The sequence below is a fragment of the Novosphingobium sp. genome (assembly GCF_027486195.1).
Lineage (GTDB): Bacteria > Pseudomonadota > Alphaproteobacteria > Sphingomonadales > Sphingomonadaceae > Novosphingobium.
In genome coordinates this window covers 1-21,736 of the sequence record NZ_JAIXPP010000049.1, presented here as the reverse complement: position 1 = coordinate 21,736, position 21,736 = coordinate 1, and the positions used below count along the sequence as shown (strand labels likewise).

The 21,736-nt window shown below is 65.7% G+C and carries 25 protein-coding genes; 13 read left to right on the top strand and 12 right to left on the bottom strand.

Annotated features, from left to right (window positions below; translation table 11 throughout):
* The 4 genes from Q0071_RS09705 to Q0071_RS09690 all read left to right on the top strand — a co-directional run.
* A partial coding sequence (locus tag Q0071_RS09705; RefSeq protein ID WP_298168111.1) for an energy transducer TonB occupies positions 1-339 on the top strand: 339 nt, incomplete at its 5' end.
* Positions 340-432: 93 nt separating this feature from the next.
* Complete coding sequence (locus Q0071_RS09700) at positions 433-1,200, top strand: MotA/TolQ/ExbB proton channel family protein (RefSeq protein WP_298168109.1); 768 nt, start codon at positions 433-435, stop codon at positions 1,198-1,200.
* Positions 1,201-1,365: 165 nt separating this feature from the next.
* A complete protein-coding gene (locus tag Q0071_RS09695) occupies positions 1,366-1,896 on the top strand; it encodes a biopolymer transporter ExbD (RefSeq protein WP_298168106.1) in 531 nt (176 codons plus the stop codon).
* Positions 1,897-1,956: 60 nt separating this feature from the next.
* Positions 1,957-2,388: a biopolymer transporter ExbD gene (locus Q0071_RS09690; RefSeq protein WP_298168101.1), complete on the top strand. Its 432-nt coding sequence runs from the start codon at positions 1,957-1,959 to the stop codon at positions 2,386-2,388.
* Positions 2,389-2,692: 304 nt separating this feature from the next.
* Here Q0071_RS09690 and Q0071_RS09685 read toward each other — a convergent pair whose 3' ends face one another.
* From Q0071_RS09685 to Q0071_RS09670, 4 genes are all read right to left on the bottom strand, one after another.
* Positions 2,693-5,131, bottom strand: coding sequence for a ligase-associated DNA damage response DEXH box helicase (locus Q0071_RS09685; protein WP_298168099.1), 2,439 nt, complete (start codon positions 5,129-5,131; stop codon positions 2,693-2,695).
* 10 nt (positions 5,132-5,141) lie between these two features.
* On the bottom strand, positions 5,142-6,542 hold the full coding sequence (pgmG, locus tag Q0071_RS09680; RefSeq protein WP_298168096.1) for a phosphoglucomutase/phosphomannomutase PgmG: 1,401 nt from the start codon (positions 6,540-6,542) through the stop codon (positions 5,142-5,144).
* A 90-nt stretch (positions 6,543-6,632) separates the two neighbouring features.
* Positions 6,633-6,929: a molecular chaperone DnaJ gene (locus Q0071_RS09675; protein ID WP_298168094.1), complete on the bottom strand. Its 297-nt coding sequence runs from the start codon at positions 6,927-6,929 to the stop codon at positions 6,633-6,635.
* Entirely contained in the window at positions 6,926-7,738 is an 813-nt protein-coding gene (locus tag Q0071_RS09670) for a division plane positioning ATPase MipZ (protein WP_298168091.1), read from the bottom strand. The genes Q0071_RS09675 and Q0071_RS09670 overlap by 4 nt, the downstream gene beginning before the upstream one ends.
* A gap of 123 nt (positions 7,739-7,861) precedes the next feature.
* Between Q0071_RS09670 and panC the strand changes: the two genes are divergently transcribed.
* Genes panC through Q0071_RS09650 form a run of 4 tightly spaced genes read left to right on the top strand, consistent with a single transcriptional unit; the run spans position 7,862 to position 9,706 of the window.
* Entirely contained in the window at positions 7,862-8,755 is an 894-nt protein-coding gene (panC, locus tag Q0071_RS09665; protein ID WP_298168088.1) for a pantoate--beta-alanine ligase, read from the top strand.
* A gap of 10 nt (positions 8,756-8,765) precedes the next feature.
* Positions 8,766-9,086 (top strand): hypothetical protein, encoded by a 321-nt coding sequence (locus tag Q0071_RS09660; RefSeq protein WP_298168085.1) that lies wholly within the window; start codon positions 8,766-8,768, stop codon positions 9,084-9,086.
* The gene (locus Q0071_RS09655) at positions 9,070-9,447 is read left to right on the top strand and encodes a hypothetical protein (RefSeq protein ID WP_298168083.1); all 378 of its coding nucleotides are present in this window, start codon (positions 9,070-9,072) and stop codon (positions 9,445-9,447) included. The genes Q0071_RS09660 and Q0071_RS09655 overlap by 17 nt, the downstream gene beginning before the upstream one ends.
* A 40-nt stretch (positions 9,448-9,487) precedes the next feature.
* The gene (locus tag Q0071_RS09650; protein ID WP_298168080.1) at positions 9,488-9,706 is read left to right on the top strand and encodes a hypothetical protein; all 219 of its coding nucleotides are present in this window, start codon (positions 9,488-9,490) and stop codon (positions 9,704-9,706) included.
* Here the strand turns inward: Q0071_RS09650 and Q0071_RS09645 are convergent.
* Complete coding sequence (locus Q0071_RS09645; RefSeq protein WP_298168078.1) at positions 9,703-9,840, bottom strand: hypothetical protein; 138 nt, start codon at positions 9,838-9,840, stop codon at positions 9,703-9,705. The two genes, Q0071_RS09650 and Q0071_RS09645, sit on opposite strands and share 4 nt — an antisense overlap.
* A gap of 110 nt (positions 9,841-9,950) precedes the next feature.
* Positions 9,951-11,471 (bottom strand): M20/M25/M40 family metallo-hydrolase, encoded by a 1,521-nt coding sequence (locus Q0071_RS09640; RefSeq protein ID WP_298168075.1) that lies wholly within the window; start codon positions 11,469-11,471, stop codon positions 9,951-9,953.
* 198 nt (positions 11,472-11,669) lie between these two features.
* Between Q0071_RS09640 and Q0071_RS09635 the strand changes: the two genes are divergently transcribed.
* On the top strand, positions 11,670-13,409 hold the full coding sequence (locus tag Q0071_RS09635; RefSeq protein ID WP_298168117.1) for a chloride channel protein: 1,740 nt from the start codon (positions 11,670-11,672) through the stop codon (positions 13,407-13,409).
* Positions 13,410-13,413: 4 nt separating this feature from the next.
* On the opposite strand, the gene Q0071_RS09630 is transcribed toward Q0071_RS09635, so the two are convergent.
* A complete protein-coding gene (locus tag Q0071_RS09630; protein ID WP_298168072.1) occupies positions 13,414-14,052 on the bottom strand; it encodes an SOS response-associated peptidase family protein in 639 nt (212 codons plus the stop codon).
* A gap of 29 nt (positions 14,053-14,081) precedes the next feature.
* Here Q0071_RS09630 and Q0071_RS09625 point away from each other — a divergent pair, with 29 nt between their 5' ends.
* On the top strand, positions 14,082-14,849 hold the full coding sequence (locus tag Q0071_RS09625) for a class II aldolase/adducin family protein (RefSeq protein WP_298168068.1): 768 nt from the start codon (positions 14,082-14,084) through the stop codon (positions 14,847-14,849).
* Positions 14,850-14,995: 146 nt separating this feature from the next.
* Positions 14,996-15,505 carry a (2Fe-2S)-binding protein gene (locus tag Q0071_RS09620; RefSeq protein WP_298168066.1) on the top strand — a complete coding sequence of 170 codons (510 nt, stop codon included), beginning with the start codon at positions 14,996-14,998 and terminating at the stop codon, positions 15,503-15,505.
* A gap of 3 nt (positions 15,506-15,508) precedes the next feature.
* Here the strand turns inward: Q0071_RS09620 and Q0071_RS09615 are convergent, their stop codons facing one another.
* The 5 genes from Q0071_RS09615 to Q0071_RS09595 form a co-directional block, all read right to left on the bottom strand.
* On the bottom strand, positions 15,509-17,626 hold the full coding sequence (locus Q0071_RS09615; RefSeq protein WP_298168063.1) for a TonB-dependent siderophore receptor: 2,118 nt from the start codon (positions 17,624-17,626) through the stop codon (positions 15,509-15,511).
* A gap of 174 nt (positions 17,627-17,800) precedes the next feature.
* Positions 17,801-17,929: a hypothetical protein gene (locus Q0071_RS09610; protein WP_298168060.1), complete on the bottom strand. Its 129-nt coding sequence runs from the start codon at positions 17,927-17,929 to the stop codon at positions 17,801-17,803.
* Between the two features lie 50 nt (positions 17,930-17,979).
* Entirely contained in the window at positions 17,980-19,125 is a 1,146-nt protein-coding gene (locus Q0071_RS09605; protein WP_298168057.1) for a M14-type cytosolic carboxypeptidase, read from the bottom strand.
* Positions 19,122-19,706 carry a DUF4136 domain-containing protein gene (locus Q0071_RS09600; RefSeq protein WP_298168054.1) on the bottom strand — a complete coding sequence of 195 codons (585 nt, stop codon included), beginning with the start codon at positions 19,704-19,706 and terminating at the stop codon, positions 19,122-19,124. The genes Q0071_RS09605 and Q0071_RS09600 overlap by 4 nt, the downstream gene beginning before the upstream one ends.
* A complete protein-coding gene (locus Q0071_RS09595) occupies positions 19,703-20,407 on the bottom strand; it encodes a DUF4136 domain-containing protein (protein WP_298168051.1) in 705 nt (234 codons plus the stop codon). Before Q0071_RS09595 ends, Q0071_RS09600 begins: the two co-directional genes overlap by 4 nt.
* Positions 20,408-20,542: 135 nt before the next feature.
* Between Q0071_RS09595 and galE the strand changes: the two genes are divergently transcribed.
* A complete protein-coding gene (galE, locus tag Q0071_RS09590) occupies positions 20,543-21,547 on the top strand; it encodes a UDP-glucose 4-epimerase GalE (RefSeq protein ID WP_298168048.1) in 1,005 nt (334 codons plus the stop codon).
* 71 nt (positions 21,548-21,618) lie between these two features.
* Positions 21,619-21,736: type B 50S ribosomal protein L36 (gene ykgO / locus Q0071_RS09585; protein WP_298168114.1), on the top strand; the 118-nt coding region annotated here is incomplete at its 3' end.

Genomic DNA, 21,736 nt, shown 5'->3' with positions numbered 1-21,736 from the left:
GCGCCGCCGCCGCCGCCCCCGCCGCCGCCGCCCAAGTTCCAGCCGAAAGGCCCGGCGCCGAAGGGTAGCCCTGGTAACTGGGCTACGTCGAACGACTATCCGTCGCGCGCTCTGCGCGAGGAGCGTGAAGGCGTCACCGGGTTCCGCGTGTCCGTTGGTACCGACGGCAAGGTTACGTCCTGCGAAATCACCAGGTCGAGCGGCAGCCCCGATCTCGATCAGGCGACGTGCGACAACGTCCGCCGCCGCGCTCGCTTTGCGCCGGCAACCGACGGTGAAGGCAATCCCACAACCGGTTCGTACACAAACTCGATCCGGTGGGTGATCCCGAAGGACTGATCTGATTGGCGCGGCCTTTCCTTTGGGGAGGGCCGCGACGCCCGAGCTTATCTTTTTGACCCTTTGTACGAAATTTTGAAGAGGAAGACCCGAATGCTCATCCACACGCTCGCCGCAGCTGCCGCTACTGCCGCGCCCCAGAACAAGTTTGGTATCGCGGAAGTTCTGTTCCCCGGCGGCAAGCCCGCCTGGATCCCGCTCTCGACCTTCACCATTCTGGTGTTCATGTCGGTCGGTTCGTTCTTCATCCTCTTCACCAAGTGGGCCGAGCAGTCCAAGGTGCTCAAGCAGCACCAGTCGCTTGCGGGCTTCTGGCGCGCCGCCGGCCTGCGTGAAGGCGCTTCGAAGCTCGAGAAGAACTCGGCCTGGCGCCAGATCGTCGACGACGGCCTTTCGGCTGAAGACGCGGCCGGCAAGATGGACGAATCCGAGAGCCACGACTGGATGCACAGCTCGCTGGCCCGCTCGGAAGCCTCGATCAACGCGAAGCTCGCTGGCGGTCTGCCGTTCCTCGCGACCGTCGGTGCAACCTCGCCGTTCATCGGTCTGTTCGGTACCGTGGTCGGCATCTACGGCGCGCTCATCAACATCGGCATCGCCGGTTCGGCCTCGATCGACAAGGTCGCGGGTCCGGTCGGTGAAGCGCTGATCATGACCGCGCTCGGTCTGCTCGTCGCGGTTCCCGCAGTGCTCGCCTACAACTACCTGCAGGCCCGCAACAAGCGCATCGCCGAACTGCTGACCGGCTTCAGCACCGACGTGCTCGCCAACCTCGCCTCGAAGGGCGTGGTCAAGCCTGCCGTCCCGGCTGCTCCGGCTGCCAAGCCCGCCGCTCCGGCTGCGGCACCGGCCAAGAAGTAAGGCCCGAATACGCGGAGGCGAAGATGGGATCGGTGGGCCATTCTCTAACGAGCTGGCCTGCCACCCATCCTCGGGAACAACGCGGGTTCCAGCCGGGGCTGCGATGGCTCCAAAAAGCCAGCAAAGACCCGGTTCACCGTGGAAAGATCGGATAGGAACTAACCAATGGCAATATCTGCAGGCGGCGCGGGCGGCGATGAACGCCCAATGTCGGACATCAACACCACGCCGCTCGTGGACGTGATGCTCGTGCTGCTGATCATCTTCCTCATCGCGGTTCCGGTCGCGATCCAGACCGTCGAAAAGCTCAAGGTTCCGGTGCTGCCGTCCGAAGAGACGCAGGACAAGGTCGAGAACCTGCTCGTGACGGTCGTTTCGACCGACGCTGGCGGACGCAGCCCCGGCCAGGGCGGCTACGAAGGCTCCTCGCGGACCGGCACCTGCCGCGTCTACATCAACAACGTCACCCCGGTGGATAACAACGAACTCTACAAAATGGCGTTCGACCGGCTTGATGCGATCGTGAAGCGGGCCGGCGGCGCGCAGAACATGGAGCCCGACAAGATCCCCGAAGTGCACATCCGCGGCGACGTCAATGTCCCCTGGAAGTGCGTTGCCGGCACGATCTACAACGTGCAGATCGCGGGCTATCCCAAGGTCGGCTTCATCTCCACCCCGGTTGATCCGAACGGCTGACGCTAGTCAGCACTGGCGCGAAGACACCCGGGCACACGATACCAGACAGGAGTACCTCCCATGGCAATGAGCGGCGGCAAAGACGATGGCTCGCCGATGATGGAAATGAACACGACGCCGCTGATCGACGTCATGCTCGTGCTCCTCATCATGTTCATCATCACCATCCCCGTGGCCACCCACTCGGTCAACATCGACCTTCCGCAGGCGCAGCCGCCGACGACGAATCCGCCGATCAAGACGGATAAGAACAAGCTGGTGCTGACGACGCAGAATACGATCCTGTGGAACGGCACGCCGATCACCGAGGGCAACCTTGTCTCGCTGCTTCAGGCGACCAAGGCGATGAACCCCGAGCCGGAACTGCAGTTCCAGCCCGAGGAATATGCCTCGTATGAAATCGCGAACCGCATGCTCAAGATCATCACCCAGGTGAAGGTCAGCAAGTTCGGCTTCGTGGGCAACGAGAACTTCGCGACGTTCAGCAAGTAACGACGCGGGCTCTCAGCCACAGATGATCAAGGGGCGGAGCAATCCGCCCCTTTTTCGTGGTGAAGCGCCGCTTCAATCAGGTCTGCGCAGAGATCGCAGCGTCCGCAAAAAGAAGGGTTTCGCGCAGAGGCGCTGAGGCGCAGCGGGAGGTCAGTACGAGCGGGTGGCCAGCGGCGCAGGCATATCCGGATCACCAGATGATCTGCCAGCAGCAACGCGTCATGGCACAAAATCCCGGCGATCACTGCGCGAGGCCGCGCACTATCCGTCTCCGCGTCTCCGCGCCTCTGCGCGAAACCCCGCTTCACTCCGGCCGCATCGCTGCCGAGGCGAGGCTTTCGGCCTCGAGCAGCAGTTCCTCATCGGCCATACCCGCCGGCACAGATTCGCGCCCGATCATCACCATCAGCGGCACGGCCAGCGGCGTCACACGGTCGAGCTCGACATGGATCAGCTCGGCTGCCGCGCGGTCCAGCAAAGCGCCCAGTCGGCCCACATCCGTCATCCGTGCGCGGGCATCGGCCCAGGCGGCTTCGAGCAGGAGGTGTTCGGGTTCGTGCTTGCGCAGCACATCGTAGATCAGGTCGGTCGAGAAGGTGACTTGCCGCCCGCTCTTCCGCGCGCCCGGCTGCTGCCGCTCGACGAGGCCGGAGATCACCGCCACTTCGCGGAAGGCGCGGCGCAAGAGGTATGAGTTCTGGACCCATTCCACGAACTCATCGGTGAGGATATCGGGCGAGAGCAGCCGCGCCGGGTCCTTTACGGGGCGCAGGCCCCACACGCCGAGCGCATAGTCGTTGGCGACAAACCCCATTGGCGAGAGGCCCGCATCTTCCATGCGCCGGGTGATCAGCATGCCAAGCGACTGGTTCGCATTCCATCCCTCGAAGGTATAGTAGACAGTGTAGGCCCGCCCGCCATGCGGGAAGCTTTCGACCAGCAGCTCACCTGGCGCAGGCAGGCGGCTGCGCCAGTCCTGCACTTCAAGCCATTCGCGCACATCGTCAGGGAAGCGTGCCCAGCCTGTGCGGTCGGCCAGCATGGCCTGCACGCGGGTGGAAAGATGGGTGGTCAGCGGCATACGCGCGCCGTTGTAGCTAGGGATCTGCCCGGCGGACTTGGCCCCGCGCACGATCAGTTCAAGGTCGCGGACGCCCTCAACCTCAAGGTCCAGCCCGGCAAAACGGAAGGTATCGCCGGGCTTCAGCCCCGCGCCGAAGCTTTCCTCGACCTTGCCGAGCGAGCGCCCGTTGCGGAAGCGCACTTCGAGCATTTCGGAATCGACGATGATGCCCGCATTCAGGCGGTGACGCGCGGCCTGCTGCGGGTGGGTCAGCCGCCATGTGCCGTCTTTCAGGCGGACAATCCGCTGAAATCGGTCATAGGAGCGCAGCGCGTAGCCGCCCGTGGCAACGAACTGCAGCACGCGCTCCCAAATCGCCTCGCCAACCCAGGCATATGCCAACGATGACCGGACTTCGGCCAGCAACTCCGCCTCGCCAAACGGCCCTGCGCAGGCAATCGCCATGACATGCTGGGCGAGCACATCGAGCCCGCCAGGGCGGAAATCCTCGCCATCGCGCTGACCTTCATTGACCGCATCGCGCGCGGCCATGGCCTCGAGGAACTCGAACCGGTTGCCGGGTACAAGCATGGCGCGGCTGGGTTGATCGAGCCGGTGGTTGGCGCGGCCGATCCGCTGGAGCAGGCGCGAGGAACCCTTGGGCGCACCCATCTGGACGACCATGTCGATATCGCCCCAGTCGACGCCGAGATCGAGGCTGGCGGTGCAGACGAGCGCGCGCAGTTCGCCGCGCGCCATCGCGCCTTCCACCTTGCGCCGCGCTTCCTTGGACAGCGAGCCGTGGTGGATGCCGATGGGGAGCTTGTCCTCGTTGGCATCCCACAGCAGCTGGAAGATGTATTCCGCAAGGAACCGCGTGTTGGTGAAGACCAACGTGGTGCGGTTACGGCGGATCGCCTCGTAGAGCTGCGGGACGGCCCAGGCGGCCGCGTGCCCGCCCCATGGCACGCGCTGGCCATCGTCGGGCAGGAGGATATCGACTTCCGCCGGCGCTCCGGCCTCGCCCTCGACGAGCGTGGTGCCATCCAGATCGCCCCACGGCGCGAGCCACGCGCGGAAGCTCTTCGGATCGGCCAGCGTGGCGGAGAGCGCGGCGCGGCGCAGCCCCGGCGCCAGCGCCTGTAGTCGGGTGAGCGCGAGGGCGAGCAGATCGCCGCGTTTGGAGGTCGCGAAGGCGTGGACCTCATCGATTACCACGCGCTGCACTGTGCTGAACAGCTGCGCGCTTTCAGGATAGCTGAGGAGGAGCGAAAGCGATTCGGGCGTGGTCAACAGCACATGCGGCGGCCGCGCGCGCTGGCGGGCCTTGCGATCGGATGGCGTATCGCCGCTGCGCGTCTCGACCGTGATCGGCAGCCCCATTTCGGTGATCGGCGTCAGAAGGTTGCGCTGCACGTCGTGCGCGAGGGCCTTGAGCGGCGAGACGTAGAGCGTGTGCAGCCCCTCGGGCGGCGAGGCCTCGCCAAGGCGCGAAGGCGTGAACGCGGCGAGGGTCGGCAGGAAGCCCGCAAGCGTCTTGCCCGCGCCCGTATCGGCGACCAGCAAGGCATGCTGCCCGGCATCGTCGGCGCTGAGCATTTCTGCCTGATGCCGCCGCACGCGCCAGCCGCGCCCGGTGAACCAGGCTTCGATCTCGGGAGGGATGGCGTCGCCTGTCACCTGGCGGATACTAGCGCCTTATCCCTGAAGCGGCCAATTGCGCGTCGAGGGCAGCGAGCAACGCGGCGAGGTCTGCCTCGTTCTCGCTCTCGGCACGCGCGGTGAGCATCGCCTCGGTGTTGGAGGCCCGCAGCAGCCACCAGCCCCGGGGCGTTGTCACCCGCACGCCGTCGATGGAGATCATCTCCGCCCCTTGCGCGGCGAGCCGGGCGCGGACTTCGTCGATCACCGCGAACTTGCGCGTCTCGTCAACCGGGAACCGGAGCTCGGGCGTATTGACCATCGCGGGCATGGCATCGCGCAACTCGGTCACCGTGCGGCCGAGGCGGATGGTCGCCGCGATCAGGCGCACCGCGGCGTAGAGCGCATCGTCGAATCCGTAGTAATCGTCCGCAAGGAACACGTGCCCGGTCATTTCGCCGCCCAGCAGTGCACCAGTCTCCTTCATTTTGGACTTGATGTGGCTATGGCCGGTTTTCCACATCAACGGCTGGCCGCCGAGCGCGCGGACCCGGTCGAACAGCGCCCCGCTTGCCTTGATATCGGCGATAACTGTCGCGCCTGCCTGCCTTTTCAGCACATCTTCGGCAAACACCATGAGGAGCTGATCGCCCGCCAGTGCGCGGCCCAGGCTGTCCACAACCCCCAATCGGTCGCCGTCGCCATCAAAGGCCAATCCGAAGTCGAGCCGTCCCCGCGCGACGGCCTGCCTGAGATCGGCAAGATTGGCCTCAACGGAAGGATCGGGATGATGGCCAGGAAACAATCCATCGACATGCGTGTGCAGCAGGACATGACGACCGGGCAAGCGAGCGACGAGACGCTCGACAACCGGTCCGGCAGCACCGTTGCCGGTATCCCACGCTATGGCGAGGCTCTCGGGGAAGAGGTGTTTCCCGGCATCTGGCGCGATACCTTCCAGCCCGGCGAGCAACCGCTCGACATAGGCATCCATGATGTTGACGGACTCGGCCGTCCCGTCGCCTTGCGCCCAATCCCCTTGGGCGGCGAGGCGGCCGAGATCGAGTATATCTGGACCGAAGAACGGACCCCCGCGAAATACCACCTTGAAGCCATTCTGATCGGGGGGATTGTGGCTGCCAGTTATCTGAATGCCATCCTGCACCTCTGGCAGTGAGGCGGCGGCATAGTAGAGCATCGGTGTCGGGCCGAGACCGATGCGGCGGACATTGACGCCGCTGGCACAGAGCCCTGCCACCAGCGCCTCTTCCAGCATCGGCGAACTGAGGCGGCCATCATAACCGACAGCCACGGTGCGCCGACCATCCCGCTGGACACGGGTGCCGAAGCTGCGGCCAAGAGCATGGGCGTCATCGGCGCCGAGCGTTTTGCCGATCGTGCCGCGAATGTCGTATTCGCGCAGGATGCTTGGGTGGAACTGGTGGCTCATGCCGGCCGGCCCCGCGCGGAACCAGCCTGACCTGAGCATATCTCGCTCACCCCGAACATGGCGGCGTGGGCCGGCGCGATGGCCGAACCTTCAATCCCGTGAATCCGGGCCGCGCGCGGAAATGCGGGCGAGCAGCAGGTCACGCGCGGCATTGGCTTCGTGCACCCCATCCGTGGTGCCGCCGCGATCGGGGTGGACCTTCATCAGCAGGCGGCGGTGCGCGTCGATGATCTCGTCGTAGCCGGCATCGGCGCGAAGGCCGAGCAGGTTGCGCGCGCGCTTCTCGGCCACTTCCTTTGCTGTGGGGCCCCACAGTTCCCACGGCCACCGCCCCGCCAGCATCTTCACAGCGAGGCAGGCAAGTGCCGCGAGGAGCAGGAACTTCACTGCACCACTTCCATCGCAAGCTGGCCGCGTTCCGGCAACTTGAGCGCAAGACCGGCGACCAGCGTGCGCAGCTCCTGCCGCGCGACAAGGTGGCTGGTGCCAAGCTCGCCGAGATGGCCTTTGTCGAGCAGGGTGAGGCCGCTCGGGAAGAGTTCGCGGTAGATCACGCGTTCGGACAGGCCACTGGCGATGCGGAAGCCGACGCGCTTGGAAAGCTCGATGAGGGCCTGATCGATGCGCTTCTGGTTGCGCGCCTCGGTATAGCCGGTGCGGTTGCGCACGACGACCCAGTCCATTTCCTTGCGGGCTTCCTTGATCGTCGCCATCGCGCGCTTCTTGCGGGCTTCCCAGATCAGTTCGGCATAGAACGAGAGGCGGCGGACCTTGAAGGTCTCCGCGTCGACCTGCCCGATGAGGTCGAAATCGACGAAGCTGTCGTTGAGCGGGGTGACGAGAGTATCGGCCTTGGTCGCGACATGGCGGGCGAGCGGATCGTCGCGGCCGGGGGTGTCGAACACGAGGAAATCGTGGCTTTCGCCTAGCCGAGCAGCAAGCGCGTCAAGCTCTTCGGTGTTGGTGCCGTCATAGACTTCGAAAGTTGCGCTTGGCAGTGTGATGCCGCGTCGGCGCATGGTTTCGGCGCGGTTTTCGAAGTAGCGGTGCATCGTGCGCTGGCGGGAATCGAGATCGATCGCGGCGACTCGCGCGCCCTGATAGGCCAGCGCGATCGCGACATGGACCGCCGTGGTCGACTTGCCGGTGCCGCCCTTTTCGTTGGCGAAGACGATTCGGTAGGGGGCGGCGAGCAAGCGATCATCCTTTCTGTGAGGTGCGGCCCCCCTTGCCGCCGGGCAGGGCTCAGGGCTAGAGGGCCTTTCCCTTTTCGGGGACTGTTCGCCCCCTTCCGGGGGATTACTGGAGAGCCGTGGCGCGTGCAAATCCTGACTGCTCTGGAACCGCTGCGCACTGCGCTTTCCGCGCTGAAATCGGGGGACAATTCCGCCAAGGCCGGAGACCATCCCAAACTGGCACTCGTGCCCACGATGGGCGCACTGCACGAAGGCCACCTCACTCTGGTGCGCGAAGCGAAGCGGCTTGCCGAGCATGTCGTCGTCTCGATCTTCGTCAATCCGCGGCAGTTCGGGCCGAACGAGGATCTTGCGACCTATCCGCGCCAGCTTGAGGCCGATGCGGCGCTGCTCGAGGCGGAAGGCGTGGACGTGCTGTGGGCGCCAACGGTCGAGGTGATCTATCCGGCCGGCTATGCGACGACCGTGCAGGTAGGCGGGCTCGATGCAGTGCTCTGCGGCGCGGCGCGGCCAGGGCATTTCGACGGTGTGGCGACGGTTGTCACCAAGCTGTTCAACCAGGTGCAGCCGGATGTCGCGCTGTTCGGCGAGAAGGACTGGCAACAGCTCGCGATCATCCGCCGCATGGCGCGCGATCTCGATCTGACGCACCCGCAAGCGGACAACATCCTTGGCGTGCAGACGGTGCGCGAGGCGGACGGGCTCGCGATGAGCAGCCGCAACAAGTACCTGACGGCGCAAGAGCGCGCAGCCGCCCCGGCGATGAACCGCGCAATGCGCGAGGCTGCGGCGAAGATCCTGGCCGGAGAGCCGGTGGCGGACGCGCTTGCTGCGCTGAAGGCTGCCGTGCTGGCCGCGGGCTTTCGCAGCATCGATTATGCCGATCTGCGCGATGCCGTGACGCTGGAAGATGTGGCCATATGGGATGGCCACCCGGCGCGGTTGTTGGTGGCGGCGCATCTCGGCAAGGCACGCCTGATCGATAATGTGGCGGTGATGACGGGCCAGACCTGCTAGGCATGTCAGCATGACCAGCACCCCCAGACTATCCGGCATCCTCGATGTCGACGGGCATCCCTACGAATGGGAGCTGCGCAGCGAGCCGCAGTGGAGCGAGAATCATGGCTGGAAAGGCATGACCATCGGCCTGCTGCGCAAACACACGCAGCGCGAGGCGCTGCTCGAGTTTCCCACGCCGAAGCGCTTGATGAAGGGCCTGCAGCGCGGACGGCTGCAGATCAGCGACGCGATCGTGACGCGGGGGATCCGGGCTGCGCTCGAAGCCGGGTGGGAGCCTGAGTCTCGCGGCAAGCCGATGGTGTTCGTGGTTGATGCGGACGGCAACTAGGGTGAGCGGCGCGCCAAAGGCATGGGATGGCGCGCAGGTCCGCAAGTGGCTGGCCAGCCGACTCGAAGCTGCGCGGCTCGATCAGGTGGTCGCGGACAAGCAGGGCTATTCCGCGCAGGATGACTACGACAAGGCCGCAGCGGAAGAATGGGTCTGCGGGGCCTTGCGGATCGCGGCAAGCAAGGATGATCAGGCCGCACTCGCCGACCGCCTCAAGGACCTGCTCGCCCAGGAGGACTATCCGGTTACGGGGATCTACGATGACCGCCGCTTCGAGCGGTATGTCCGGGCTAACCTCAGGAAGCTCGCCCGGATGACCAAGACGGGCGAAGGGTTCGAGAACACGCTCCGCTTTCAGTGAGCGCATTGCCTTGGCCGCAGGACGACGTATGGAAGCCGGGATGCAAAACCGGCAAGATCACTTCGCGTACTGTGTCCAGCTGTTTGGCGGCACGACCGCCTTTGCGCGCCGCCTGAGGATCGACGAGCGCGCGATTCGGCGGTTCATCAATGGCGAGCGGCCGATCACCGACGGCCTGCTGGCGGACACCGCGAAGGCCTTGCGTGAGCTCAGCGCCGAAGCGACCACCGCCGCCGACCAGATTGCCGCTGGGCTCTAGCTTCCCGCAATCTCGGCCGCGCCGCCTTTCATCTGCGCATAGGCCAACTCCCGCGCCTCGGGCGCCAGCGACAAGAGATACCGGCTGGCCTCCTTGTAGGTCAGGAAGGGTCGGCCATCGGCGCTGATCGGCACAGTCCGGCCGTTGAATATCCGGCGCAGAAAGCGCCGCTCCGCTCTGCCCAGCGCCTGGTCGGCTTCTTCGTTGATGGCACTATCCTGTCGATCATTGCGCCGGTGGCGGTTCAGGGTTTTCCGGTTCCGCTCCGCGCGACTTCGTAGAGGAAGTCGGCGAACAGGGTGGCCTGCTGGTCGAAGCCGAGCTCCTTGGGATTGGTGCTGTCGATCAGGAACCACTCATCTGGCGCATGTGCACCGCCGCCCCGGCCTGCGCCGAATGATCCCGCCGGCAGGTGCAGCGGCGGGCCGGTGAAGATCACGCCCGGCCAGCTACCGGCAGACCGCGCCGACATGGTCTGCGGAATCTTCGCCGCTGCCAGCGTGGCCTGTTCGGCCTTGATCAGCGCGCTGTTCTCGTCGGTCTGCGTCGGGCCGTAGCCGCCGCTCACGTTGACTTCGATATCGCCGAAGCCGCGTTTGGCGAGGTGGGCCTTGAGCTTGGCGACAGCCTCGTCCTTGGTCATGTCCGGCACCAGCCGCAGGTCGATCTTGGCCTCGGCCCGGCCGGGCAGGACCGTCTTGCCACCCGGCCCCATGTAGCCGCTGACCAGCCCCTGGATGTTCACCGTAGGCTGCGAAGCGAGGCGGTAGGACGCGGTGAGATAATCCTCCCCGGCGTACCACTGCTTGATGCCGAGGCTCTTCTTCTCGTCCGCTTCGTTGCCGGCGGCGATATCTGCGGCGATTAGCTGCTTCTGGCGTTCGGTCAGCGGCTTCACGTTCTCGAACCAGCCGTCGATGGCGGGCGTATGGCCGTCGTCGGCGACGAGTGTGTCCAGCGCCTTGATCAGGTGCCATGCGGGGCTGTCCACATTGGCCATCAGGCTGGAGTGAATGTCTTTCGTGGGTCCCTTGCCCCACTTTTCGCCGCTGGAGATCAGCTGCAGTTCAACCGCGCCCTTCGCGCCGAGCAGCAAGGTCACCTGTCCGTCGACCGACTGGCCGGCATCGGGAATGATCACGCCCACCGCCTTGGACAGCGCAGTCAGCACTTCGGGATGGGTGACGACCTGCGAGAAGTGCGGCGAGGCGATTTCCTCCTCGCCCTCGGCCACCAGCACGAGGTTTACCGGCAGCTTCACGCCGGAAGCCTTGAACGCCCGCAGGGCAGTGAGGAACGCGGTTTCCGGCCCCTTCTGGTTGACCGCGCCGCGCCCGACGATGACCTTGCCTTCGCCGGGGCGATCGACCAACCGGCCCTCGAGCGGCGGGGAGGACCATTCCTTGGGGTCGAAATGCTTCACATCGTACATGAAGTAGATCGCCAGCGTTGCCTTGGCGCCGGCATCGAGCGTGGCGAAGACGCCGGGGACGCCATCGGTGGGAATGACCTTTGCCATCTGGAACCCGGCATCGAGCGCGAGCTGGCGCATGTATTCGGCGCCTTCCTTGTGGTTCAGGCCCATGTTGGCGATCGTCGGCAGCTTGATCCATGCGCGCAAACGCTCGACCGCGGCATCATGATCGGCGCGGATCGCTGCGGCGACTTTGGCCCGGTCGGCCTTGTCGGATGCCGCTGCGGGTTGGCTTGTTGCGGCGGCCAGCGCGGCCAATCCCGCGAACGCGAATTTGAGATGCTTTGCCATAACGCCCCATTCCCCAAAACGACTTCGACGGCGAGTGTGAAACGAGAAATCTGCAATGTCCAGCAGGCCGAAACCCGGTTGCGCGCGCCGGGGGAAAGGACCATGGCGGACTGATCCTGTCATGGCCATCTCGTTGATTTCGTTCCCCGAGTCGGGCCGACCCTGGAATCGAGGAGCGCGCGTGTGCTTGACGGTTTGATGGCCTGGGCCCGCCCGCGGATCATCCGCAGCCGCCAGCGCCTTCGCCAGAGCGAGGCCGCCTTCATCCTGCTTGCCGCCGGGGCCGGTGCCGGTGCGGGGCTGCTCACCCGTGTGCAGCAGAAGCTCGCGCATGGACTGCAGGAAGTGCTTTATGGCGTGACCTTCAATCGCCTCAGCGCGCTGGGGCAGATCCACCATGCCTGGCGGCTGCAGGCGCTGCCGCTGGGCGGGCTGGCGCTGGTGCTTTTCACGCTCGCGCTGGGCAAACGTGTGCGCACGCCAGTCGATGTCGTGGAGGCCAACGCGCTCCACGGCGGACGCATTGCGCCGGCGGACAATCTCGTGATTGCCGTGCAGACGATCCTCTCCAACGGCGCGGGCGCATCGGTGGGTCTGGAAGCGGCCTTCACGCAGATGGGGGGCGGGCTTGCCTCGATGCTCGGCCAGTGGCTCAAGCTGCGGCGCAACGATTTGCGCACGCTTGTCGGTGCGGGGGCGGGTGCGGGCATCGGCGCGGCCTTTGGCGCGCCGCTGGCGGGCGCGTTCTATGCCTTCGAGATCGTGATCGGCAGCTATACGCCGGCTGCGATTGCGCCGGTCATCGCGGCGGCGCTGTCGGGGGTCTATACCGCCAAGGCGCTGGGGGGTGAACCGTGGCTCATCGCGCTGAGCGACGACAAGGCGATCACGTTCACCGACTATCTGCTCTACGCCGCGCTGGGCATCGCCTGCGCGCTGCTTGGCATCGTGATCATGCGGCTGGTGACGCTGGCCGAATCGCGTGTGCAGGGCTGGGCCTGGCTTGGCCGGTGGAAGCCGGTTGCTGGCGGTTTTCTGCTGATCCCGCTGGCGCTGGCTTCGCCGCAGACCTTGTCGGCGGGTCACGGCGCGCTGCATCTCAATCTTGTGCTGCAGCCAGCAGTGCAGGTGCTGCTGATCATCATGGGCCTGAAGATTGCCGCCTCGATTATCTCCTTGAGTTTCGGATTCCGTGGGGGCCTGTTCTTTGCCTCGCTGTTCATCGGCTCGCTGGCGGGGCAGATCTTCGCGGGCGCAGTCAATGCCGCTGGTGTCGGGCTCGCGGTGAGCCCCAACGATGCCGCCCTTGTCGGCATGGCCGCGCTCAGCGTGTCGATCGTGGGCGGGCCGATGACGCTGGCGCTGTTGATGCTGGAGACTACGCATGATTTCGCGCTGATGGGAGTTGTGCTGACGGCGGCGCTGCTTTCGAGCGCGCTGACCCGTGAACTGTTCGGCTATTCCTTTTCCACCTGGCGGTTGCACGTGCGTGGGTCCTCGATCCGTGGCCCGCGCGATATCGGCTGGGCCGCGAGCCTCACCGCCGCGCGGATGATGCGGCGCGACTGGGTGCAGGTGCCCGAGAACTGCCCGGTCGATGTGTTCCGCGCGCGCGTCCCGCTTGGTTCGGCGAGCAAGGCGCTGCTGGTGGACGGCGAAGGGCGCTATCGCGGCATTGTTCCGACCGCCGCCGCCTATGCCCCGGACCTTGCGCCCGATACGCCGATCGCGGCGCTGGCGGGGATGGCCGACGTCTCGCTGCACCCCGGCGACGATGCCTACACGATCATTGCCTTGTTCGACCGGCTGAGCGCGGATGAACTGGCCGTCGTCGACGAGAAGGGTGTCGTCGTGGGCGTGGTCACCGAACGCCATGCGCGGCGGCGCACTCTCGACGAACTGGAGAAATCGCAGCGGCAGCTGTTCGGGGAAGCGTAGTCCTTCAGAACAGGCTGCCCTGTGGAGGCATCGGCGCTTCCTCGGCGATTTCGCGCATCAGCGCATCCTCCAGCGGCGCCTGCATGGCCGCTGCGTCTGTGCCGTCTGCGCTGAGCCAGCGATCAAAGGCTTCGCCGGGGCGCAGGAGCACGGGCATGGCCTTGGGGTGGATGCGGCCGACCGTTTCGTTGGGGGCGCAGGTGAGGAAGGCGAAGCGCGGGCCTTCCTCGGCAGGGCGCCAGAGGCCGGCGAAGGCGAAGAGCGGATCACCCTCCTGAGAATTGGGGAGCAGATCGAACCAGTGCTTGCGCTTGCGGCCGGTCACCGGATCGGGGACGGCGGACCATTCGGAGAAGGCGGTAACGGGGACGAGGCAGCGCCGCGCCGGATCGGCGAGTGCACTGCGCCACATCGGGGAGGCGAGATTGCGCACATTGGTGATCGGGCGCTTCACCTCGCCAAACGGGGGCCAGCCCCAGCGCATCATCGCCAGTGTTCGCCTCTCGCCTTCCGCAACGACCACGGGTGCCTCGCCATCGGGGTAGATCTCGGCGAGCGCCGGGAGGTTGCGCCCCGCGATATCGGCCCGGAATAGCTGCGCAATGGCTTGCACGTTGCTGGTCATGCGATAGAGATTGCACATCAAAGAGAATGATAGCGGGAGAGTACGCAATGGCCACCCAGATCCGCCCCAACATCAATTGCAGCGATGCCGAATGGCATGCGCGGCAGGAACTGGCGGCCTGCTATCGCATCTTCGATCTGATGGGCTGGTCCGAATCGGTCTACAACCACATCTCGCTGCGCGTGCCGGATCAAGAGGGCGCCTTCCTCATCAATCCCTTCGGGCTGCTCTATTCCGAAGTCTGCGCGAGCAACCTCGTCAAGATCGACATCGACGGCAACAAGCTCGATGACAATCCGCATCCGGTGAACCTCGCCGGGTTTACCCAGCACGGCTATTTCCATCGCCACCTCGATTGGGCCCATGCCATCTGCCATGTCCACACCACGGCATCGATGGCGGTGTGCAGCCTCGAGGAAGGGCTGATGCCGATCAACTTCTACGCCTGCAACTTCATGGGCCGGCTTGCCTATCATGATTTCGAGGGCATCACCGTCCGCGCCGAAGAGGGCGAGCGACTGCTGGCGAACCTTGCCGACAAGAACATCCTCATGCTGCGCAACCACGGCCCGGTGGTGATGGCCAAGAACCTGCAGGGCATGTTCGTGCAGATGTGGGCGCTGCAGCGCGCTTGCGAGATCCAGATGGCGACGCTTTCGATGGGCCGGCCGCCGGTGATGATCTCGCAGGACGTGATCAACGTGCACCAGCGCGATCTCAACATGGCGAACCCTCCCGGCGGTGGCCCCGGCGTGGGCGATTTCAACGCCTGGACTCGGCGGATCGATCAGATCGACCGCTCCTGGCGGGATTGAGCGGCACTCAGAGCCATTTCGCGAGATCCGCTCATGCTGAGCTTGTCGAAGCATCATGCACGACTGTTGTGCCAGCACCCTTCGACAAGCTCAGGGTGAGCGGTGTAGTGGGTGCGGCTTGAGCAAGCAGTAGCGAGCCCACTCCTATGGCCATCCTCACCGTCAACAACCAGCCGATCGAGATCAAGCTGGAGAGCGACACGCCGCTGCTCTGGGCGCTGCGTGATGCTGCCAATCTGACCGGCACGAAGTATGGCTGCGGCACCGGCGAATGCGGCGCGTGCATGGTCATCGTCGACGGTCAGGCCATGCCGAGCTGTACGCTTGTTCTCGGCGAGGCGGAGGGGCGGACTGTCACCACGATCGAAGGCCTCTCGCCGGATCGCAACCATCCGGTGCAGCAGGCCTTTGTCGCCGAACAGGCGCTCCAGTGCGGCTTTTGCACGCCCGGCCTCGTGATGGCGGCAGCTGCGCTGCTGGCGCACAATACCGATCCGACCGAGGCGGATATCAAGGCCGCGATCACCAATATCTGTCGCTGCGGCGTCTATCCTCGCCTTGTCCGCACGATCCAGCGCGCCGGGCGGATCGCACGGGGCGTGGAGCCCGGCGTGCCGCTGCCGGTGCCGGTAACCGCGACGACGCCGGGGTTGTAGGTCTCAGAACCCCATCCGCACCGTCAGCCTCGCGCTGCGGGGCTGGGCGGTGGAGATGTTGTTGTCGGTGTGCGCGGTCGGGAAATACTGCTCATTCAGCAGGTTGTTGACGTTGAGCTGGACCGAGACCGACTTGGTGAGGTTGTAGAACACCGCCGTATCGACGCGGGTCCAGGCTGGCAGGGTCACCGTGTTGCTGATGGTGGCGTAGGCCGAGGACTGGTGCGTCACGCCGAGGCCAAGGCCGAGCTTGTCGGTCACGTCGTAGCGGGTCCACAGCGAAATCTGGCTTTCGGGCAGAAGCGCGAGCGCGCGGCCGGCTGGGGCGGCGGTCGTCGAAGAGCGCACTTTGCCGTCCTGCAGGGCATAGCCGAGGCTGACCTGCCACTGGGGCAAGATCTTGCCGGTGGCGGACAGCTCGATCCCGCGCGTGCGGGTCTTGCCCGAAAGCAAGGGCAGGCCGGTGACGGGATCGTTGAAGCGTGAGTTTTCGCGGTCAAGCCGGTAGGCGGCGGCGGTGAGCGCCAGGGCGGGGGTCACGTCCCACTTGGCGCCCACTTCGAGGTTGCGGAATTCCTCGGGCGCGAGCGTGGCCTGCACCGCATCGAGCGCGCTGAACTGGTCGCCGGACTGGGGCAGGAAGCTCTTGGTGTAGCTGCCGTAGAGCGAGACGTTGGCGCGGGGCTTGACGATCACGCCGGCACGGGGAGACCACTTGTGATCGGTGCGCCCGGCGCTGGTGCTGTTCAGCAGATTGTCCGCGCGGATCTTGAAGCTGTCATACCGCACGCCGGCGACGATCTGGAGGAAGGGCGCCAGCTCGATCTGATCCTGCACATAGGCCGAGACAGTGGTGACCTTGGCGTGGGTCGAGCGGCTGGGCGCGCCGAAAGTGATGGCGGGAATATCCAGCCGATCGGCGAGTGCGATGGTGGCCGAGGCCTTGTTGCCCGGGAAGATGCCTTCGGAGCGGGCGGCGTCGGTGGCCTGGTCGCCGCCTTCGATCCCGGCGATCACGGTGTGGCCGATGGGGCCCGTCTTGCCCTGCCAGGTCAGGTTCGCCTGACCGATCCAGCTCTCGCGCAGGACCGTGCTGTTATAGGCGCTGAGCGAAACCGAGTTGGTGGCGGGATTGACTGCGGCGCCAGCGAAGATGTTGGCGTAGTACTTGTCGGTGTGGCTGTACTGGCCGGCAACGGTGAGCGTCAGGCTCTCCGCCAGTTGCTGTGTGAGGCGCGCTTCGACGATATGGGCCTTCACCGCCGCGATGTTCGTGTCCTTGCGGCCGAAGAAGGTATCGCGGTAGCCTTCGAGCGGTGTGCCGCCAAGCGAGGGGACGCCGCGATCGGCGGTGCGGCGATCATCGTCGTAGTTGTAGGAAAGGTCGATCCGGGTATCGGCGGAGGGCGCGAAGGCCAGCGTGGGGTTCACGCCGATGAAGCGGCCGTGGAAATCCTGCCGGTGGTTGTCGAACTCTTCGTAAGTGCCGTTCAGCCGGGCGCCGATGGTCTGCGAAAGCGGGGCATTGAGATCGGCGGCGAGCGCGAAATCGCCGAAGGTGCCGACGGCGGCGCTGGCGCCGAGGCTCTGGCCCGAAAGGGAAGGGGCCTTGCGCACGCGGTTGATCACGCCGCCGCCGCCGCCGCGCCCGAAGAGCAGCGCATTGGCGCCGCGCAGCACCTCGACATGGTCGATGTTGTAGAGCGAACGGTAATACTGCGTGTCGTCGCGCAGGCCATTGAGGAAGAAGTCGGCGGTGGTGTTCTGGCCGCGCAGCACGATCTGGTCGCGGTTGCCTTCGCCCTGCGCGAGAACGACGCCGGGGACGTAGCGGAGCGCATCGGTGAGCTGGGTGACGCCCTGATCGTCGAGCTGTTCGCGGCTGAGCACGGTGACGGACTGCGGCACATCGAGCAGCGGCGTGGGCGCCTTGACGCCGGCGGCGGTATCGCTGCGGTAGCTTTCGATATGGCCGGTGACCACTATGGGGCGTCGGTCTGCGCCATCGCCGGCATCGGCACCCGCATCGCCCGCATCCGCTGCCATCTCCGCCGGTTCGGCCTGCACGGCGAACGGCAAGAGGGCGCTGGAGGTGAGGAGCAGGGCGGCGAGCGCTTTCACGGGCGATTCCTTCTTGAGAGGCATTCTCAAGAGCTTCTCTATTGCGAGTCATTCGCACTTGCAAGGATGATATTGCGAATCCTTCGCGATTTATGCGCGCAGCCGGCGGCAACGGGCTGCCCACAAGGCAGGCCGTCTTTCAGCGATGCAGAAGGTGTGAGGGTTTGCCGCGCCTCAGAGCAGCGGGAAGGCGCGGCCGGCGAGGATCAGGGCGAATGCCGAGCCGAACACGATGGCCGAGCGCAGCACTTCCGCCAGAGAGGCGGCAGGTGCGGCAGCAACGAGGGCGATAGCGCGGGCCATATCACGCTCATGCGCCCTGATTGCCTAACAAACCGTTAAAGCGTGCGCGATCAGGCCAGCCATTCTAGCAGCGAGGCGAGGCATTCGCGCGCCAGCAGCTTGCTGCGCTCGGGGCTCCAGCCCTGCGCCGGATCGGGCAGATCGTCGTTATCCTTGAACGGCATCTCGAGCGTCATCGCGACGGCGCCGAAACGCTCGGCGATCTGGTTGGTGGCCATGGAGAGGTTGGCCCTGCCGGGACGCGCCACCGGATAGCCGCGCCTGGTCTGGAAATCGGGCGTGCGGCGTTCGAGGATCGCGCGGTAGCGGCGATAGGCCTCACCCTGCGCTTCGGTCCAGCCGGGGATGCCTTCGAAGCCGGCGAAGAACACCGCCGGGATCGCCTCATCACCGTGGACGTCCATCGCAAAGTGGACGCCGGTCTCGTCCATGGCACCACGGATCGCGACGACTTCAGGTGAGCGCTCGGCACTGGGTTCGTGCCATTCGCGGTTGAGATTCACGCCTGCCGCGTTGGTGCGCAAGTGGCCGCGCCGCGATCCATCGGGATTGCAATTGGGCACGACATGGAAACGGCAGAGCTGGCGCAGCTTGCGCGCGTGCGGATCGGCCGGATCGGTCAGCATCTCGAGCGCGCCTTCCATCCACCATTCGGCCATCGATTCGCCGGGGTGCTGGCGCGCGATCAGCCAGACCTGCTTGTCGCTTTCGCCGCCAGTCCCTCCAAGCGAGAGGCAATCGATCGGCTGGCCATCGAGGCTGGTGCCGAGCACGCGGTGGGTCACGCCATCGCAGGCGGCGACTTCGGCGACGAGATCGTGGTGCCGCTCCATCGAATAGGGCGCGAAATAAGCGAAGGAGCAGGTCGCCGCCTCGGGCGTGTAGCGGATCGTCATGGTGCCGCCATCGAGGGGCGCATCATAGCGGGTGTCGGCGCGGTACCAGGTGTCACGGTCTTCCGAAACGCAGGCGCTGTAGCCGACCCAGCCATCGGGATAGGCGGCGGAGGCGAGGCCGGTGATCTTCAGTTCGAGCGCGCGCCCCGCACAGCCGCTGACGCGGAAATGGAACCACTGGAAGAATTCGGAACTGGCATCGCGCCGGATGGCGAGCCGGGCGCTGGCACCGTCTATGCCGAGAACTTCGATGTTGCCGCTGTCAAAGCCTGCGTCGACGCTGATCTGTTGGGAAGTCATTTGACCGTGATAGTCGCCCCCGACGTTCCGGGAAAGCCCGAGAAAAGGGCATGGGCGAGACGCGGTGCGGCGAGATCGACGGCGGCCTCCTTGGCCTTCTCGCGCTCGACATTCTCCGCGCGGCCTTCCCAAAGCGAAAGCCCGGTGGTGCGGCTGCGGATGGTGACGACCAGCCGGGTGTAGACCCGCGCCTTGGGCCCCCCGCCGAGATTGAAGCCGAGGCCGAGCCCGACGCCGCTGTTCCAGCCGCCGGTCGAGCCGCCGACGCCGACCGAGACCGGGCCGCGCTGGCGTTCGGTGCGCTGCACTTCACGTTCGACGCGTACTTCCGCGACCGCATCGGCGGCGCCCGGGGTGGCGGTGCCGAAGCGCAGCGCGGCAAGTTCGGCTTCCACGGCCTGGAGCCAGACGCGGGTTTCAAGGCTGCTCGCGTCCATGCCGGGTGCCGCAATGACAGACACTGCGCCCCGGCCCAGCGTGGTCACGCTTTCGGGGGTGTGGAACCGCGTGACTTCGACGGGGGCGGCGAGCGCGGGAGTCGCGAGGAGCGCTAGCGCAGTGAGAAGGATGCGGGCCTTCACGGCGTCACCGCCGCGAGAGGTTGGACGACCTGGCCATCAGGGAACTTCTTGAGCAGCGCGGTGGCGAGGCGAGCGGCCATCTGGCTGTTGTTGATGCCGCCGTCTTCCTCCCGCGCTTCGCCTTCGGCGTGGCCTTCCCACAGGACGCGGCCAGAGGCCTTGTCGCGGATGCGCAGATCGAGCCGGGTGGCGACGATCGCCTTGGCCGGCTTGGTAAGATCGACCGCGAGCGCAAGGCCGAAGCCGCTGCCGCGATTGCTGACGGTGGTGCTCATTGCGCCGCTGACCTTCTTGTGCGGTGCCTCTTCCGGCACGGCCACGCTGTGGCTGACACCGATTTCGGCGATCTGGCCGGGATCGATGGCCGTGGCTGTATCATAGCCGCGTCGGGCGAGCTCGTCGATGACCGCAGCTTCGTAGACCGGGAGCTTGCCATCCTCGTTATCACCGGCGTCGGTGGCCATGCGGCTGACAACGATGCGGCCTTTGCCGAGCAGCGCTTCGGCATCGGCGCTGCGGTAGGCCGTCACGTCGATCTTCTTCGAAGGCTGCGCGCTCTGGCGGGCGGAAGGATAGCGCGGATCGGGGTCCTGCCAGCCGCCGCCACCGCCCCAGCGCCCTTCGCCGGGCATGCCCTGCGCGAGCGCAGGGGCCGCGCTGCAGACGAAGAGCGCGGCGAGGAGGGGCGTGGTGAACTTCATGCAAGGCCTTTCGGGACGGACGAGCGGCGAAACTAAGTCCTGAGGGCTGTCAGCCACATGAACGGTTCCTTTGTCGATTCCAACGCAAACGGAGCCTGCTAGTGCATTGCAGCATTTACTTAGGGAGTGATTCGCATGGGCAAGGTCCCCGTTCTCGTCACCGGCGGCGCCGGTTATATCGGCAGCCACGCGGTGCTGGCGCTGAAGGATGCGGGCTGGCCGGTCGCGGTGATCGACAATCTGACCACGGGCTTCCGCTTTGCGATCCCCGATGGTGTGCCGCTTTATGAAGGCGATATCGAGGATGGCGCACTGCTCGCGCGGATCTTCGCCGAGCAGAAGATCGGCGCGGTGATGCACTTCGCCGGATCGATCATCGTGCCCGAATCGGTCGAGAATCCGCTCAAATACTATCACAACAATACCGCCAAAAGCCGGGCGCTGATCGCAGCAGCGGTGGAGGCCGGGGTCTCGCACTTCATCTTCTCCTCGACCGCGGCGACCTACGGCATTCCCGAGGTTTCGCCGGTCACGGAGGACAGCCCGAAGGCGCCGATCAATCCCTACGGCATGTCGAAGCTGATGACCGAGACGATGCTGGCGGATACCGCGCGGGCGCATCCGCTGAACTATTGCGCGCTGCGCTACTTCAATGTGGCGGGGGCGGACCCGGAGGCGCGCACCGGGCAATCGACCGCAGGGGCAACGCACCTGATCAAGGTGGCGGTGGAAGCCGCGCTCGGCAAACGGAGCCATGTCGGCGTGTTCGGCACCGATTTCGACACGCCCGACGGCACGGGCGTGCGCGACTATATCCATGTCTCCGATCTGGCCGCCGCGCATGTGCTGGCGCTGGAGGCGCTGATCGCAGAGCCCCAGCGTTCGCTGACGATGAACTGCGGCTATGGGCAGGGCTTTTCGGTGCTTGAAGTGCTCGATGCGGTGGACCGGGTGACCAACCACAAGATCGAGCGCAAGCTGGAGGGCCGCCGCGCGGGCGATCCCGATTCGCTGATTTCGGACAACCGGCGGATCAAGGCGACGCTGCCGTGGGTGCCGCGCTTTGCCGATCTCGATGTGATCGTAAGCCACGCGCTGGCGTGGGAACGGAAACTGACCGAGATCCGCGCGGAAGGTTGACTTTCCTTTTTCTCCCGCATAACCGCCGCGTTCCAATTTCGGCCCGGTCGGCTCGGGCATAAGGATTCGCCATGAAGATTCGCAACAGCCTGAAGTCGCTCAAGGATCGTCACCGGGACAACCGCGTGATCCGTCGCCGCGGCCGCACCTACGTCATCAACAAGACCCAGAAGCGCTTCAAGGCGCGTC

What these genes read in the sequence shown, in the direction of transcription:
- Q0071_RS09700 (WP_298168109.1), top strand. Translation starts at nt 433, where the DNA reads ATGCTCATCCACACGCTCGCCGCAGCTGCCGCTACTGCCGCGCCCCAG.
- Q0071_RS09695 (WP_298168106.1), top strand. Translation starts at nt 1,366, where the DNA reads ATGGCAATATCTGCAGGCGGCGCGGGCGGCGATGAACGCCCAATGTCG.
- Q0071_RS09690 (WP_298168101.1), top strand. Translation starts at nt 1,957, where the DNA reads ATGGCAATGAGCGGCGGCAAAGACGATGGCTCGCCGATGATGGAAATG.
- pgmG (WP_298168096.1), bottom strand. Translation starts at nt 6,542, where the DNA reads ATGAGCCACCAGTTCCACCCAAGCATCCTGCGCGAATACGACATTCGC.
- Q0071_RS09660 (WP_298168085.1), top strand. Translation starts at nt 8,766, where the DNA reads ATGACCAGCACCCCCAGACTATCCGGCATCCTCGATGTCGACGGGCAT.
- Q0071_RS09655 (WP_298168083.1), top strand. Translation starts at nt 9,070, where the DNA reads ATGCGGACGGCAACTAGGGTGAGCGGCGCGCCAAAGGCATGGGATGGC.
- Q0071_RS09650 (WP_298168080.1), top strand. Translation starts at nt 9,488, where the DNA reads ATGCAAAACCGGCAAGATCACTTCGCGTACTGTGTCCAGCTGTTTGGC.
- Q0071_RS09640 (WP_298168075.1), bottom strand. Translation starts at nt 11,471, where the DNA reads ATGGCAAAGCATCTCAAATTCGCGTTCGCGGGATTGGCCGCGCTGGCC.
- Q0071_RS09635 (WP_298168117.1), top strand. Translation starts at nt 11,670, where the DNA reads ATGGCCTGGGCCCGCCCGCGGATCATCCGCAGCCGCCAGCGCCTTCGC.
- Q0071_RS09630 (WP_298168072.1), bottom strand. Translation starts at nt 14,052, where the DNA reads ATGTGCAATCTCTATCGCATGACCAGCAACGTGCAAGCCATTGCGCAG.
- Q0071_RS09625 (WP_298168068.1), top strand. Translation starts at nt 14,082, where the DNA reads ATGGCCACCCAGATCCGCCCCAACATCAATTGCAGCGATGCCGAATGG.
- Q0071_RS09620 (WP_298168066.1), top strand. Translation starts at nt 14,996, where the DNA reads ATGGCCATCCTCACCGTCAACAACCAGCCGATCGAGATCAAGCTGGAG.
- Q0071_RS09610 (WP_298168060.1), bottom strand. Translation starts at nt 17,929, where the DNA reads ATGGCCCGCGCTATCGCCCTCGTTGCTGCCGCACCTGCCGCCTCTCTG.
- Q0071_RS09605 (WP_298168057.1), bottom strand. Translation starts at nt 19,125, where the DNA reads ATGACTTCCCAACAGATCAGCGTCGACGCAGGCTTTGACAGCGGCAAC.
- Q0071_RS09595 (WP_298168051.1), bottom strand. Translation starts at nt 20,407, where the DNA reads ATGAAGTTCACCACGCCCCTCCTCGCCGCGCTCTTCGTCTGCAGCGCG.
- galE (WP_298168048.1), top strand. Translation starts at nt 20,543, where the DNA reads ATGGGCAAGGTCCCCGTTCTCGTCACCGGCGGCGCCGGTTATATCGGC.